Origin of the sequence: Paenarthrobacter sp. YIM B13468 (assembly GCF_042788025.1) — a bacterium.
Lineage (GTDB): Bacteria > Actinomycetota > Actinomycetes > Actinomycetales > Micrococcaceae > Arthrobacter > Arthrobacter aromaticivorans.
Genome location: NZ_JBHZPI010000028.1, coordinates 20305 through 34781, shown reverse-complemented (window position 1 = coordinate 34781; position 14477 = coordinate 20305). Strand labels below are relative to the sequence as shown.

Here is a 14477-nt window from a genome sequence, read left to right as displayed (position 1 = left end):
GACACATAAGTCAGCAATGGCTACGGCGCCCGGCAGACGCCACACGGCCTGGACGGCTTCGTTCCCTGATGCGGGCCATCTCGAGGGAGGTCTCATCAGTGCGGCGCGCGTCGTCCGGCCCGGCCGGTGAAGGCCCAGGGCTGGATCCTTGCACTTCTCGCGGAGCACGCAATCAGGGCCAGCCGCTCGACTGATCCTTGTTATGGTTGGTGGGCGGCGGGTATTTGTAAACCCGGCCCCGCTGAGACTGGGGCTCTCCTTGGTGCCGCGGCGGCCTGGTCCGGCGGTGCCTGCGTTGCCAGACGGTGTTCAATCCGAACACCACTGCCATGATCACCAGTACGCATCCGAGTCCCACGCCAATCCCGATGAGCTCGTTCACTATTCGGCGCTCCAGGCCTGCCGGGCCTTCTGCGCCTGCAACCACCGCCGTCGGCGGCTGGCGATAACGAAAGCCCACCAGACCATGACGGAGGAGGCGAGCCCAAGGATTATGCTCCAGATACCCGTCCCCACTTCGTCAGGAAGGGTGAGGCAGTAGACGCCCAGGGCAAGCATCCCACCGCTTAGGAGCGTAAGGAAGCAGGCCGCCACCCTGATGGTTGTCGGGTCCTGGAGCGGCGTGACGGCCGCCATCGAGTATCCTCCGGGGACACCTCCGGGCCCATACTGCTCCTCGAACTGGCGGACGTTGACCGGGTTCGGATCATAAGGCGATCCGTCCGGCCGGGCGAAGATTTTCTTGTTCTCCATGGCGATCCTGTCAGAGTCCGGTCGCGAGGGCGTCGACCGGGATGAGCCGGTCCTTGATTTCGAATGTACCGCCGCCGAGGAAGCAGAACGCTACGATGACGCGAAAGAAGATGACGCGGAGAACCAGCATCCATCCCGCGCGCCAGAATCCGGGGGCGCTCGCCCGATGTTTCAGGCACGGCGGACCCTCCCATGACAGTTCGCAGTGATGGCCCCGGGGTTCAGTTGCGGACCAGACGGGCCAGCAGGATGGCGCGAAGCCGGTGAAGGTGCGGCATCAGCCCATAGATCACGATCGGCACGGCAACGGTAGCCAGAAGGAAGGTGCGCAGCACGGGATGCAGGGTTACTAGCCAGTCGCCGACTACGAGGTTGATGACGGTCAGCGTGGGAAACACCGCCAGCCAGATCATGAGGGCGAGCTGATGTTGGGTTGGCGGCGGGGTCTGGGTGGGGCGCTGGGTTGTTGCTTGATCGGACATGAAGGCTCCTTTGGTATTCATTGGGCATCTGGTGATGGGGTTTGGATCAGTAGCCCAGGCTGAAGGCGCGGACAGCATTTCGGGTGTCCTCTTCTATCAGGTCGGCGTTGATGGCTATTGCTGAAGTGGATCCTTCGCCTGCTGCGGTTATGACTTGGGCGCGGGGGTTCGCTACATTACCTGCAACCCATACCCCGGGAATGGTGGTGAGCCCTGTGCCGTCGCGGACCACCCACCCGGAATCATCCATTTCGCAGCCGATCCTGGCTAGGAGGTCGTTGTGAGGGACGAAGCGGGGAGGGAGGAACAGGGCCTGCCGGCGGATAATCCGTCCGTCGTCCATTTCCACTCCGCTGAGCTGGTCGTTCTCGACGAGGACTTGCTTCACGGTGCCTTCGACGATCCCGATCGCGCGGGCCACGAGCTCGGAGCGCTGCAGCGGTGTTAGGGATCCGGGCGGGGTGAAGAACACGACGTCCGTCGTCCACTGCCGCACAGTCTGCACATACCGAACGGATTCAGCAGAACCGCCGAGCACGCCAAGCTGTCGGTCGCGGACCTCGAAGCCGTGGCAGTACGGGCAATGCAGGACGTCCCGGGCCCATCGGGCCGCAAGACCGGGAATGTCCGGCAGTTCGTCACGCAGGCCGGTGGCGATCAGCAGGCGGCGCGCCGAAACCCGCTGGCCGTCCGAGAGCAGAACCCAGAACCCCGATCCGCCCGACGGCACCAGCTCGGTCACGTCACCGGCACGGATCTCGCCCCCGTAACCTTTCACTTCGTCCCTGCCCACTTCGAGCAGCCCGGCCGGCGGCATACCATCACGGGACAGGAAGCCGTGCATGTGCGGGGCCGGGGCGTTCCGGGGGGCGCCGGAGTCCACTACGAGGACTTTCCGGCGGGCCCGTGACAACACCAGGGCCGCCGAGAGTCCGGCCGCTCCGCCGCCCACTATCACTACGTCAAATTCAGTCATGGCTCAAGGCTGTCCGGCATCCTGCGCTGCGACAACAAACGTTGCTGTTTCCGGGAATTAGGCGTTTCTGGGAATTAAGCGTTGGATAGCCCTGTGACTGACTCAGTACCAGCGATCGCCGCCGCCCTTGAGCAGGTTGGACCACGGCTGAAACGACTGCGCACCCAGCGCGGCGTTACATTGACAGCTCTTGCTGCCGCTACCGGAATTTCGAAGAGTACTTTGTCGCGGCTGGAGACAGGGCAGCGGCGCCCCAGCCTGGAACTGCTGCTGCCCCTCGCTCAGGCGTACCGCGTGCCACTGGATGACCTTGTCGGCGCCCCCGACGTCGGAGACCCCCGTGTCCGCCTCAAAGCCGCAGGCTCGAACGGGCGGACCGTCATTCCGCTTACGCGCCAGCCCGGTGGCATGCAGGCCGCGAAAATCGTCATCCCCACCACGAAGATCCACCCCGAACCCAAGACGCATGAAGGATACGAATGGCTTTACGTCCTCTCAGGACGCATGCGCCTGGTTCTCGGCGACCATGACCTGATCCTCGAACCCGGGGAAGTGGCGGAGTTCGACACGCACGTCCCTCATTGGTTCGGCAGCACCGGAGACCAGCCCGCAGAAGTCCTCAGCGTCTTCGGCGGACAGGGCGAACGGATGCACGTCCGCGCCAAGTCAAACAACCGTGCGAAAAGCAGCAAACAGTAGAGGCCCGGAATTCGGACGCAGGCACACGTAATCGCTTCAGTCAGAAAAAGGAGAACCCCTGGAAATCCTTGATTTCCAGGGGTTCTCTACCGAGCTTCCTATCAGAATCGAACTGATGACCTTTTCATTACGAGTGAAACGCTCTACCGACTGAGCTAAGGAAGCACCGCGTTCATCGCCGGTTTCCCGGGCGATCACGCAAGACATAACTGTAATAGAGGCACCGCGCCCGGGTCAAAACGAGGGCGGTGGTGGCCGTTGCGGGGATGTTCACCTGCATGTCGGGCCGGGTTCAGGCGGCCTTTTCCGGGCGGCCGGAAGCTGGGAAATCAACGGTGGCGGTTACATCGAGCCACGAAAACCAGCCGAAGGAGCCGCGCAATGACCGAGGACGCAATAACCACGGATACGAACAACACTCCCCACCGGCTACGGCTGGCCGTGGTGGACATGGTGGGTACCACGATTACCGACGATGGCCGCACGGAGCGGGCTCTGTCCCGCGCGTTGGTGGAGCACGGCGTGAAACCGGGCAGCAGGCGCTTCGAGAGCATGCTCGGTTATGCGCGTGACACCATGGGCTTCTCGAAAATGGCGGTCTTTGGGGACCTCTTCGGCGACGCCGCGGTGGCAGAGAGCGCAAACAAGGTCTTCGAGAGGGCTTATGACGAGTTGATCGAGGACTCTGGTATCCGGGCTATCCCTGGCGCGGAGGATGCCATTATCTGGATGCGGGAGTCCGGCATCCAGGTGTGCCTTGCCACGGGCTTCGGCCGCCATACGCAGAACATGGTGCTCGAGTCACTGGGGTGGATGGGGCTGGCGGACCTTAGTTTATGTCCGGCAGACGCGGGCCGCGGCCGGCCCTACCCGGACATGATCCTGACGGCGTTGCTCGCCTTGGACCTCGATGACGTGCGGGAGGTGGGTGTGATTGGAGATACCAGCTCAGACATGCTCTCAGGCGTCCGCTCGGGTGCATCCCTGATTGCCGGCGTCCTCACAGGCTCCCACTCCGAGGCGACGCTGCGCGCAGCGGGTGCTACCGTCGTCGTGGATTCCATCAAGCAACTCCCGCTCCTGCTGGAGAAACACGAATCCAGGCCCGTCACGTCACGGGAGACTTAGCACTGGAGTCCGTCCTGCGGCAGCTTGCCGTCCACAAAGTAATCGTCGACGGCGGTGCTGACGCATGAGTTCGAGCGGCCATAGGCTGTGTGCCCCTCACCTTCCCAGGTGACCAGGGCAGCATTTTCCAGCTGTTTGCGCAGCGACTGTGCCCACTCCAGGGGGGTGGCCGGGTCGCCGGTGGTACCGATGACGACGATGGGGGCGGAGCCGGTGTAGTCCACAGGGGCCGGCGTGCGGGTGTTCTTGTACGGCCAGTCCTTGCAGGTCACCCCGCCGTAGGCGAAGAATGCGCCGAATGTTGGAGATTCCTGCTTGAGGCGAACTTCCTCAGCCCTCATTCCGGCGGTATCGCTGACCATTGGGTAGTCGAGGCAGTTGATGGCCTGGAACGCGAATGCCGAGTTTGAACTGTACGTACCGTTGGCTTCGCGGTCCGCCCCGAGATCGGCGATGCGCATCATCTGGGACACGTCGCCGGAGAAGGCACTGTCCAGGGCCTGGGTCAATGCGGGCCAGCTTTGGTTGTCATAGAGCGGGAGGAAGAGCCCGTTGACAAACTCGGTCCCGGTCACCAGCCTCCCGTCCTTGGCTGTTTGGGGGTTCTGGTCCACTGCGTTGATGAGATCCCTGATTTCCTGGACTCCGTTGTCAACGGAACCACTCAGGGGGCACCCCTTTTGACGAAGGCAGTCGTCGACGTACGTGCGGAGGGCCTTTTCAAACGCTTTTGCCTGCCCCGCAGTCAGTTCCTCGTTGCTGATGGACGGGTCCACGGCACCGTCCAGGACTAGGTGCCCGACGTTCTCAGGGAACAGCGAGGCGTAGGTGGAACCCAGGAAAGTACCGTAGGAATAGCCCAGGTAATTGAGCTTGGCATCATTGACGACGGCGCGCAGGACGTCCAGGTCTTTGGCAGCACTGACGGTATCGATGTGCTCCAGCACGGGTCCGGTCTTCTCGACGCACTTCTCAGCCAGGGACTTGTTGAAGGCCAAGGCGGCAGCCAGGCCTTGGTCCGTGTCCTTCCGGAATACTTTCTCGCGAGCGGCGTCGCGTTCTGCATCAGACAGGCAGGTGACCGGAGCGGACCGCTTGACGCCGCGGGGGTCGAAGCCCACCATGTCGTAGTTGGCGCGGAGCTTCTCGGTGAAGTGCGTGTTTCCCGCATCCTTGACGAAATCGACGCCGGAGCCGCCCGGACCTCCCGGATTGACCAGGATGGAACCCTTCTTGGTGCCCGTGCTGGGCAATTTGATGGCGGACAGCGTGATGTCGGCGGAGTCCGGTTTGCCGTAGTCCAGGGGAACCTTGACCTCAGCGCACTGGAACCCGTCCTCGCACGAGCTCCATTTCACGGCCTGTGAGTAGTATTTTTCGAGGCCTTTAGGCGCCGAGGCCGCAATGGACGGGTCAACAGTGCTGGTGCTGGGCTTCGCCGTAGGTGTCGGCAGGAAGGGCAACGAGCAGGCACTGAGCACCAGCAGGGAGGCAAGGGCCAAGCACAGGGCCGCGAACCCGCGCCGCCTGGCACTCCTGCCCGCAGCAGGCTGGACAGACCGGTCCCTTATAGGGGTACCGGCGGGCCGGCGAGGTGCGGACTTCATGGATTCTCCTATTGCTGGATGAGGCTGGTCGCCATGGACTCGACCGCCAACAGCGGCGCCACGTTGGTGGTGGTAATACGGACACGGGCCTTGTTGATCGCGTCCATCCGGGCGAGGGTCGCTTCCGGGGTGGAGCGGGCGGCGTATTCTTCAAGATCGCTCTTGAGCTCAACGTTGACCAGCTCCACGGCGTTCCCCAATTGGATGATCAGGACATCCCGGTAGAAGGACAACAGATCGGTCAGCGTGCGGTCCAGCGAGTCCGTGATGGAGCGCTTGGCACGGCGTTTTTGGTCGTCCTCAAGCTGCCTCACCTGGCTCCGCATGGACGGTGGCAGCGTGCCCGACTCTGGTGCGCCAAGGCTTGCCAGGAGCGCAATTTTCTCGGCCGCGTCGCGTTCATCATTGGAGCTGTTGGCTTCATCGGTGGCAATCTTGACGAGCTTCTCGGCCATCATCACCGCTGCCGTAACCCCACGGAGTCCCAAGGGGATGCGAACCGTTTCGAGACGGCGTTCGCGGGCGTCCGCGTCCCGGGCGAGCCGGCGGGCAATCCCGATGTGGCTTTGCGCAGCACGGGCAGCCCGGTCCGCGAGTTCAGGATCAATGCCGTCACGCCTTACCAGCAGTGCGGCGACGTCGGAGGCTGGGGGAAGCCGAAGGCTTACGGGACGGCAGCGCGATCGGATGGTAACCAGTACGTCTGCCGGCGATGGGGCGCACAGCATCCAGATAGTACGCGGAGTCGGTTCCTCGATCGCCTTCAACAGGACGTTGGTGGTTCGTTCCGCCATGCGGTCCGCGTCCTCAACGATGATGATCCGCCAACGGCCAGTGGCGGGACGGTCGCCAGCCTTTGAGACGAGTTCGCGGGCTTCGTCGATGGTGATGGTGACTTTTTCGGTCCGTACGAATGTCACATCCGAATGGGTCTCGCCGAGGATCGTGTGGCACGCGGCGCACTCCCCGCAGCCACGCAAAGTGACGTCGTCCTGCTCGCAGTTCAGCGCGGCAGCGAAAGCCTTGGCAGCGTTGGAACGGCCCGATCCCGGAGGGCCGGTGAAGAGCCAGGCATGAGTGAGGCCGGTTTCGCCCTGCGCTGCCTGCTTGAGCTGGGCAACGACCGGCGACTGGCCTTGGAGGTCGTCCCAAACACTCATAGGTGGTTCCCGGAAACACGCTCGCCCAGCCCACGCTCAACCAGCAGGGATTCCACCCGTTCGAGGATCTGCGCGGCCAGCGTCCCAATTTCGGCTTTGGCTGGGAGCACCAAATAACTTGTGGGAGCCGCTGCAGCGAGGTCAAGGAAGGCATGGCGGATTGTGGAGTGGAACGCGTCCGGTTCCGATTCCAAACGGTCTTCAGCAGCCGCGCCGGCAGTGCGACGTTCGCGGCCGTCGGAGGGCTCGACGTCGAGCAGTACAGTCAAGTCCGGATGCAGGCCTTCCGTGGCCCATTCGTTGAGGGACAAAACCCCCTCTGCCCCAAGCCCGCGGCCAGCACCTTGATAGGCAACGGACGAGTCAATGTAGCGGTCCGTGATGACCACACGACCGGCTGCAAGCGCCGGGCGGATCACTTGGCTGGCGTGCGCTGCCCGGGCCGCCGCGAACATCAGCGCCTCTGTGCGGGCATCGATGGTGCCGTGGCCATGGTCCAGGACAAGGGAGCGCAGCTTTTCTCCAATGGGCGTCCCGCCGGGTTCGCGGGTGCGCACCACGGACAGGCCCCGCGATTCGAGGGCGTCGCAGAGCCGGGCAGCCTGGGTGGACTTGCCGGCTCCATCGCCACCTTCGAACGCGATGAAAAGACCGGGGCTCTGAATACTCACCTGTCTAGCCTACCGATCAGGCGCAAACCGTAACGGCTTTCATCCACAGGCTCGCCCACGACTACCCTGAAACCATGAGCCTTTCCGACCAGCGTGCTGCCGATTTGTCCCCGGAAACCGTTGTGGTGGCTGCGGGCCGCCCCGAGCGTAAACATGATGAGCCGGTGAATCCGCCCATCGTCCTGTCCTCCACATATTTTGGAACTGGTTCTCTTGGCGACGGCGATCGCGGCTATGGTCGCTACGCCAACCCCACGTGGGACCCATTCGAGGACGCCCTGGGCAAGCTGGAAGGCGCTACGCTGCCCGGCTTGCTGTACGCATCCGGGCTCGCTGCCGCCAGCTCGGCCCTCTCTCTGGTACCTGCCGGTGGCGTTGTTGTCATGCCGTCTCATAGCTACTCGGGCTCGTTGGTCATGGCGACGGAACTTGCTGAGAAGGGCTTCCTGGACCTACGAATCGTGGACATTACGGACACGGAGGCCGTGAAGGCCGTGATCAGTCCGGAAGATGGCAAAGCCGCGGACATGCTCTGGCTGGAAAGCCCCACCAACCCCATGCTTGGCATTGCCGATGTTCGGGCGCTTACCGACGCCGCCCACGCTGTGGGCGCGATCGTGGTCACAGACAATACTTTCTCCACGCCGTTGGTGCAGCAGCCGCTTAGCCTGGGCTCCGACGTCGTGCTTCACTCCGTGACCAAATACCTGGCGGGCCATTCCGACGTCGTCCTGGGCGCCTTGGTGACCTCCAACGCGGAACTGCGGGCCACGCTCCTCCACCATCGCATCATCCACGGCGGCATCGCCGGCCCGTTCGAGGCATGGCTTGCGCTGCGCGGACTGCGCACCCTCGCCTTGCGGATCGAGCGTTCGCAGGCGTCCGCGGCAGTGCTCGCCGAGCGCCTCAGCACCCATCCGAGGGTAGAGTCCATCCGATATCCGGGCCTCCCCTCGGATCCGGGGCATGAGCGCGCCAAGGACCAGATGAAGGGGTTTGGTTCCATCCTTTGCATCCAAATCGCCGGAGACGAAGCCCGCACTGGCGCCCAGGCCGCCGACGAAGTGGTCCGTGCGCTTCAGCTCTGGCTCCCGGCAACATCTTTGGGCGGCGTTGAGTCCCTGATCGAACGTCGACGCCGGCACACGGCTGAACCGGTTAGTGTCCCGGAGAACCTGGTTCGTTTGAGCGTGGGTATCGAGAACGTGGAAGACCTCTGGTCCGATCTCGAGCAAGCACTGAAGTCGCTGGACGGTTAGGCTAAGGGGCGTGGACGGAAAATTCTTGATCGCGATTGTCACCAACGCGGTCTACTTCATCCTTGGCTTGGTGGCCGTTGTTCTTGAACTGTGGGCTTTTGTGGATTGCCTGCGCCACCGGCCGACGCTATTTGTTGCCGCCTCCAAGCGCACCAAGACGTTCTGGTTGGCCCTCACCGGCGTCGCTTTTGCCATCGGCGCATTGACCCTCTTGAGCGGTGGTAGCGGTCTGGGCCTGTTCGGCATTGCTGCAGTGACCGCGTCCTGCGTATACCTTGCGGACGTCCGTCCAGCAGTCCGCGAAGCAGGCAGCGGCGGCAACCGCAACGTCGGTCCCTACGGACCCTGGTAGAAAAATGCGTGGGTAAAGAACGCTACTTCGGCGCAACCGCGTCCCACGCCACCGTAACTTCACCCAGGCGCCACCGCGACGGACCATCCTGAAGCGGCCACCCGGCGTCGCGCAGTAAGCGGCACATTCCCGTCCAGCGCTGCCGGTTGCCGAACGATGCCAGTGGCGCGACCTCCAGCCATGCCTTGTCCATGGCCCGCAGGAATGTATGGATGGGTTCGCCCTGCACGTTCCGGTGGATAAGGGCCTTGGGCAGCCGCTCGGCCACTTCCGAGGGCAGCTCAAAACTGCCGAACCGCACCGAGAAACTAAGGCTCAGGGGACGGTCCCGGTCCAAGGCCACCCACGTGACGCACCGGCCGATCTCATCGCAGGTGCCATCAATGAACAGGCCGCCCCGAGCCAAGCGGGACTGAACCAGCCCCCAGATCCCGGCCACGTCCGCCTCCTCATACTGACGGAGGACATTGAAGGCCCGCACAAGTATGGGGTCCCCGGGAATGGGCACTTCGAAACCACCTACGTGGAAGCTGAGCCCGGGGCGTTCCAGCGCCTTGGCCGTACGCACCCGATCAGGCTCAATTTCGATCCCGCAGACGCGCACATCCGAACGGACGGCCTGAAGCCGCTCAAAAAGTTCGACGGCGGTGGCCGGCGAGGCGCCATAGCCCAGGTCTACAACCAAAGGGTCGACGGCGGCGCGCAGCCGCCACGCCTGCGGCCCGGCGAGCCACCGATCCAAGCGACGCATACGGTTCGGATTGGTGGTGCCGCGGGTGACGTTGCCAACAGGCTTCCCACTTCGACTTCGGGAAGTACTGACCCGTTCCGCTTTTTGCACCACGGCCCCCACTTTATCCTGCAACCCGGGGTCACTTACGGCCCATGCGGAGCCGCTTTATGGGCCGTAAATGACCCCGCGTTGAGAAACGTAACGCCCGGCAAGGCACAGGACCCCTCGGCTAGGATGAAAACCATGACTTACAAGCTGATTCTGCTGCGCCACGGCCACAGCGACTGGAACGCCAAGAACCTGTTCACCGGTTGGGTGGACGTAGACCTGAACGACCAAGGCCGCGCGGAAGCAGTGCGCGGTGGGGAACTCCTGGTTGAGAAAAACATCCTCCCGGACATCCTGTACACCTCGCTCCTGAAGCGCGCCATCAACACCGCCAACATGGCCTTGGACAAGGCCGACCGCGGCTGGATCCCGGTCAAGCGCGACTGGCGCCTCAACGAGCGCCACTACGGTGCGCTGCAGGGCAAGGACAAAGCCCAGACCCTCGCCGAATTCGGCGAAGAGCAGTTCATGGAATGGCGCCGCAGCTACGACACCCCGCCGCCGCCCCTGTCCGATGACAGCGAATTCTCGCAGGCACACGACGTCCGCTACAAGGACCTCGGCGACGCCCTCCCGCGCACTGAGTGCCTCAAGGACGTCCTTGTCCGTCTCCTCCCGTACTGGGAATCGGACATCAAGGAAGACCTCAAGGCTGGCAAGACCGTCCTGGTGACCGCGCACGGCAACTCCCTGCGCGCCCTGGTCAAGCACCTTGACGGCATCAGCGATGACGCCATTGCAGGACTGAACATCCCCACGGGCATCCCGCTGGTCTACGAACTGGATGAAGACTTCCAGCCGATCAACCCGGGCGGCACGTACCTGGACCCCGAGGCAGCAGCAGATGCGATTCTGGCTGTAGCGAACCAGGGTAAGAAGTAAGTTCTCCGCTACTGCCGCGGCGGCTGCTCGGTCGTTCCTCCCTTAGACGCAGCCCGCCCGCGGCACCAGCTACGAAGCATGTCAACGACGACGGCGGCCGGTCACCTTAGGTGACCGGCCGCCGTCGTTGGTTATGCGGGGACCCGCTAGAAGCCCTCAGGCTGCCATTCGCCCGTGACGAGGTACGTGACCTTGCGGGCAACGGAGACGCCGTGGTCGGCGAAGCGCTCGAAGTAGCGGCTGGCCAGGGCCACATCCACCGTGGTGGAAGCAGTCTCGTTCCAGGCGGGGGAGGCGATCGCCTTGAAGACGCTGAGGTGGAGGTCGTCCACGGCGATGTTGATCTTGAGGATGTCGCGCGCCACCTCAAGGTTGCGGGTCTCGAGGAGTTCGGTGACCTTGGCCGTGATGTCGATGTCGTGCTGCGCCATCGCCTTGAAGGTCTGCGTCAGGGACGTCGGAATGACGGTTGCGGGGTAGCGGAGGCGCGCCAGCTGCGCCACATGGCGGGCGAGGTCACCCATGCGCTCCAGCGATGCGCTCATACGGAGCGAACCAACAATCATGCGCAGATCGCTGGCAACGGGGCCTTGCAAGGCCAAGATGTCGATGGCCCGTTCGTCGAGGCTGTTCTGCAGGAAGTCGATGCGTGCGTCTGCCGCGATGACGTCTTGGGCAAGATCGACGTCGGCGCCTTCGAAGGCCGTAGTGGCGTTCGTGATTGCTTCGTGAACCAGTTTGGAAATCTCGACGAGGTCGTCACCGACCTGGGTGAGCTCCTCCTGAAAAACCTTGCGCACTAAGGCGTCCTTTCCTTGGAAATCCTGTCCCATGATGGGTGCGGATTTCAAAAACTATTGGCAGTCCAACCAGTAACTGTGTCAGGAGCCAGTGAACGGTTGCGCACCTTTAGATGAACGTTAGTTGAACCGCTCCCGTTTGGCACTGGATCAACACTTTGGCGTGATTCCAGAGCATAAGCTGGACACGTGGATCCGTTGCTTATAGGTGTCGTTGCAGGCTTGGTTGGCCTGTCACTGGGCGTCTTTGGCATGCTCGCTTTCAGGATCAGCGAGCGGCAGCGCAGGATCGTGGACCTGGATGTTACCGAACCCCTGCTTCCGGAAGGTGCAGCGGAGGTGCTTGCCGTCGTCGGGCGCGCGTTTGTGGTGGTCGATGCGATCGATGGCGTGGTCCGCGCGAGTCCGGCAGCGTACGCCTACGGCCTTGTTCGCGGCCACACCGTGGTTCACAAGCAACTCCTGGACATGACCGCAAAGGTCCGCCGCGATGGCGTGATTCTGGAGGAACAGTACGAACTTCCCCGGGGGCCTCTCGGCAAGGGCACCATCGTGGTCCAGGTGCGGGCAGCAATGCTCGGCTGGGAGTACATCCTGCTGCTCGCCGACGACCGAACCGAGATCACCCGCACCGAGGAGATCCGCAACGACTTCGTGGCCAACGTTTCCCATGAACTCAAGACGCCGGTGGGCGCTATTTCGCTCCTGGCCGAGGCATTGGAAGCCTCGCCTGACGACGAAGAAGCCGTGCGTCGCTTCGCCAAACGCATGCATAAGGAATCCGGACGCCTCGCAGCGCTGGTCCAGGACATCATTGAGCTTTCCCGGCTTCAGGGTGCAAATGTTGCCCAGCAAGGCCACACGGTGGACATCAACACTGTGATTACTGAGGCAGTGGACCGCTCGCAGCTCCCGGCTGAGAGCAAGAACATCCAGATTGTCGTGGGAGGCCATTCAGACTCCCTGGTGTTCGGTGACAGGGACCTGCTGGTCACCGCCCTGCGCAACCTGATCGACAACGCCATCCGCTACTCGCCGGAGAACACCCGGGTAGGCGTCGGAGTCCGGACCCGGGAGGGCGTGGTCGCTATCTCAGTCACGGACCAGGGCGAGGGCCTGACCCCGGAGGACCAGGAACGGGTCTTCGAACGTTTCTACCGGGTGGACGCTGCACGCTCCCGGCATACCGGTGGCACTGGCCTGGGCCTCAGCATCGTCAAGCACGTTGTGTCCAACCATGGTGGCGAGGTCACTGTGTGGTCCCAGCCTGGTCAAGGCTCAACGTTCACCATCCGGTTGCCCGAGATGGAAGGCCAGGACGACGACGCCGGCCTCCCGAGTCATGCTGCATCCACTGCCGGGTCCGCGGAGCTACCAGCGACGGGTGTTGCCGCCGTCGAAAGCCCGCACACCACCCAGCAACCGCATCACGCGAATTAACCGCAACACGCGAATAAACAAGTGGGCGCCGGCGGCGCCCAGGAGCAAGGAGCCAGCGCTTGAGCAGGATTTTGATAGTGGAGGACGAGGAGTCCTTCAGCGACCCGCTGTCCTACCTTTTGGGCAAAGAGGGTTTCGACGTCGAGGTAGTGGATAACGGCACTGACGCCTTGGTGGAATTCGACCGGAACGGTGCCGACCTCGTCCTGCTGGACCTCCAGCTGCCCGGAACACCGGGGACGGAAGTGTGCCGTCAACTGCGCCAGCGTTCCAGCGTGCCGGTCATCATGTTGACCGCCAAGGACTCGGAGATCGACAAAGTGGTTGGCTTGGAGCTGGGTGCCGACGATTACGTCACCAAGCCGTACTCCTCCCGCGAACTCGTGGCGCGCGTGCGCGCAGTGCTCCGCAGGCAGGGTGAGCCTGAGGAGCTGATCACCTCCACCGTGCAGGCCGGACCCGTCCGGATGGATATCGAACGCCACGTGGTGAGCGTGAACGGCGAGCAGGTATCACTGCCGTTGAAGGAATTTGAACTCCTTGAAATGCTGCTGCGCAATTCCGGACGTGTGCTCACCCGGGGCCAGCTGATTGACCGCGTGTGGGGTTCGGACTATGTGGGTGATACCAAGACGCTTGATGTCCACGTAAAGCGCCTGCGTAGCAAGATTGAGCCGGATCCGTCCGTTCCGAGGTACCTGGTCACTGTGCGTGGGCTGGGGTACAAGTTCGAGCCGTAAAGCTTCAATCAGCACAACGACGAAGGAAGGGTTCCGCCGCAGCGGAACCCTTCCTTTGTTGTCTTACTTGAAGCGCGCCCGCTAGTGGCCGGCTGCTGCGGATTCGGTGGCCGTCGGCGTGGCAGTCGAGGTTGCCGTGGACGTCGGCGTGGCGCTCGAAGAGGGCAGGTACTCCTTGTACTCCGGGAGCGTGCCGTCAACTACGGGAACGTTGAGGGTAGCGGAGTCAGAACCACTCCGAATGGTTACCGGGCTCAGTCCGCCGGGCTTGGTGCCAGCGGTGCTAAGGACCGCAGCGTCAGCCTCTTTGTTCAGGTACGTCTCTGAGTTTGCCTTAACGGGAATCTCAGTCTGGGATCCGTTTGCACCACTGATGGTCAGGGTTGCATCCGAGTTGGACTTGTTGAACACCGCGCCGATCACGCGGCCGGGCTGGTTCTCGCCGGAAGCGACTATCAGCATGTTGCGCAGCTCCAGCTGGCCGAGATCTGCTCTGACCCCGTCCGATGCTGAATACTGGTGGGAAGTCTGCTGGGCGTTGACGAAGCCGCAGCCGGTAACAGACAGAAGACCGACGCCGATTGCAGCCGCCGCAATTGCCAGCTTGCCGCGCTGGACAGTGTTCATCGCAGAATTGCGCACGACACCTACTCCTCAAGAGTCATTGGAAACTTTTCAGCCATAGCC

Annotated in this window: 16 protein-coding genes and 1 tRNA gene; 7 read left to right on the top strand and 10 right to left on the bottom strand. The window is 63.0% G+C overall.

Annotation, left to right across the window (positions count from 1 at the left end; genetic code table 11):
* Positions 1-381: 381 nt before the first annotated feature.
* From ACFX4T_RS22115 to ACFX4T_RS22105, 3 genes are all read right to left on the bottom strand, one after another.
* Positions 382-753 carry a hypothetical protein gene (locus ACFX4T_RS22115; protein ID WP_377654152.1) on the bottom strand — a complete coding sequence of 124 codons (372 nt, stop codon included), beginning with the start codon at positions 751-753 and terminating at the stop codon, positions 382-384.
* 221 nt (positions 754-974) lie between these two features.
* On the bottom strand, positions 975-1235 hold the full coding sequence (locus ACFX4T_RS22110; RefSeq protein ID WP_216921266.1) for a hypothetical protein: 261 nt from the start codon (positions 1233-1235) through the stop codon (positions 975-977).
* 46 nt (positions 1236-1281) lie between these two features.
* Positions 1282-2211, bottom strand: coding sequence for an NAD(P)/FAD-dependent oxidoreductase (locus ACFX4T_RS22105; protein ID WP_377654150.1), 930 nt, complete (start codon positions 2209-2211; stop codon positions 1282-1284).
* Positions 2212-2304: 93 nt separating this feature from the next.
* Between ACFX4T_RS22105 and ACFX4T_RS22100 the strand changes: the two genes are divergently transcribed.
* Positions 2305-2910 (top strand): helix-turn-helix domain-containing protein, encoded by a 606-nt coding sequence (locus ACFX4T_RS22100; protein ID WP_377654148.1) that lies wholly within the window; start codon positions 2305-2307, stop codon positions 2908-2910.
* Positions 2911-3002: 92 nt separating this feature from the next.
* On the opposite strand, the gene ACFX4T_RS22095 is transcribed toward ACFX4T_RS22100, so the two are convergent.
* Positions 3003-3075, bottom strand: a tRNA-Thr gene (locus ACFX4T_RS22095).
* A gap of 216 nt (positions 3076-3291) precedes the next feature.
* Between ACFX4T_RS22095 and ACFX4T_RS22090 the strand changes: the two genes are divergently transcribed.
* Positions 3292-4038, top strand: a complete 747-nt coding sequence (locus ACFX4T_RS22090) for an HAD family hydrolase (protein WP_377654146.1) — start codon at positions 3292-3294, stop codon at positions 4036-4038.
* Here ACFX4T_RS22090 and ACFX4T_RS22085 read toward each other — a convergent pair.
* The 3 genes from ACFX4T_RS22085 to tmk are packed head-to-tail and all read right to left on the bottom strand — an operon-like array spanning position 4035 to position 7476.
* On the bottom strand, positions 4035-5645 hold the full coding sequence (locus ACFX4T_RS22085) for an alpha/beta hydrolase (RefSeq protein WP_216921256.1): 1611 nt from the start codon (positions 5643-5645) through the stop codon (positions 4035-4037). The genes ACFX4T_RS22090 and ACFX4T_RS22085 overlap by 4 nt on opposite strands.
* Positions 5646-5653: 8 nt before the next feature.
* On the bottom strand, positions 5654-6805 hold the full coding sequence (locus ACFX4T_RS22080; protein ID WP_216921252.1) for a DNA polymerase III subunit delta': 1152 nt from the start codon (positions 6803-6805) through the stop codon (positions 5654-5656).
* Positions 6802-7476, bottom strand: a complete 675-nt coding sequence (gene tmk, locus ACFX4T_RS22075) for a dTMP kinase (RefSeq protein ID WP_223947994.1) — start codon at positions 7474-7476, stop codon at positions 6802-6804. The genes ACFX4T_RS22080 and tmk overlap by 4 nt, the downstream gene beginning before the upstream one ends.
* 74 nt (positions 7477-7550) lie before the next feature.
* Between tmk and ACFX4T_RS22070 the strand changes: the two genes are divergently transcribed.
* The gene (locus ACFX4T_RS22070) at positions 7551-8735 is read left to right on the top strand and encodes a PLP-dependent aspartate aminotransferase family protein (RefSeq protein WP_216921246.1); all 1185 of its coding nucleotides are present in this window, start codon (positions 7551-7553) and stop codon (positions 8733-8735) included.
* A 10-nt stretch (positions 8736-8745) separates the two neighbouring features.
* Positions 8746-9087, top strand: coding sequence for a DUF2516 family protein (locus ACFX4T_RS22065; protein WP_216921243.1), 342 nt, complete (start codon positions 8746-8748; stop codon positions 9085-9087).
* A gap of 22 nt (positions 9088-9109) precedes the next feature.
* On the opposite strand, the gene ACFX4T_RS22060 is transcribed toward ACFX4T_RS22065, so the two are convergent.
* Positions 9110-9931, bottom strand: a complete 822-nt coding sequence (locus ACFX4T_RS22060) for a class I SAM-dependent methyltransferase (RefSeq protein WP_377654142.1) — start codon at positions 9929-9931, stop codon at positions 9110-9112.
* Positions 9932-10063: 132 nt separating this feature from the next.
* Here ACFX4T_RS22060 and ACFX4T_RS22055 point away from each other — a divergent pair, with 132 nt between their 5' ends.
* Complete coding sequence (locus ACFX4T_RS22055) at positions 10064-10810, top strand: phosphoglyceromutase (RefSeq protein WP_377654140.1); 747 nt, start codon at positions 10064-10066, stop codon at positions 10808-10810.
* Positions 10811-10956: 146 nt separating this feature from the next.
* Here the strand turns inward: ACFX4T_RS22055 and phoU are convergent, their stop codons facing one another.
* Positions 10957-11610: a phosphate signaling complex protein PhoU gene (gene phoU / locus ACFX4T_RS22050; protein ID WP_223947998.1), complete on the bottom strand. Its 654-nt coding sequence runs from the start codon at positions 11608-11610 to the stop codon at positions 10957-10959.
* A gap of 198 nt (positions 11611-11808) precedes the next feature.
* On the opposite strand from phoU, the gene ACFX4T_RS22045 reads away from it, so the two are divergent.
* Both ACFX4T_RS22045 and ACFX4T_RS22040 read left to right on the top strand, forming a co-directional pair.
* Complete coding sequence (locus ACFX4T_RS22045) at positions 11809-13050, top strand: sensor histidine kinase (RefSeq protein ID WP_377654204.1); 1242 nt, start codon at positions 11809-11811, stop codon at positions 13048-13050.
* A gap of 59 nt (positions 13051-13109) precedes the next feature.
* Positions 13110-13790, top strand: coding sequence for a response regulator transcription factor (locus tag ACFX4T_RS22040; RefSeq protein WP_216921232.1), 681 nt, complete (start codon positions 13110-13112; stop codon positions 13788-13790).
* 81 nt (positions 13791-13871) lie between these two features.
* Here the strand turns inward: ACFX4T_RS22040 and ACFX4T_RS22035 are convergent, their stop codons facing one another.
* Positions 13872-14417, bottom strand: coding sequence for a hypothetical protein (locus tag ACFX4T_RS22035; RefSeq protein ID WP_223949232.1), 546 nt, complete (start codon positions 14415-14417; stop codon positions 13872-13874).
* Positions 14418-14477: the final 60 nt, after the last annotated feature.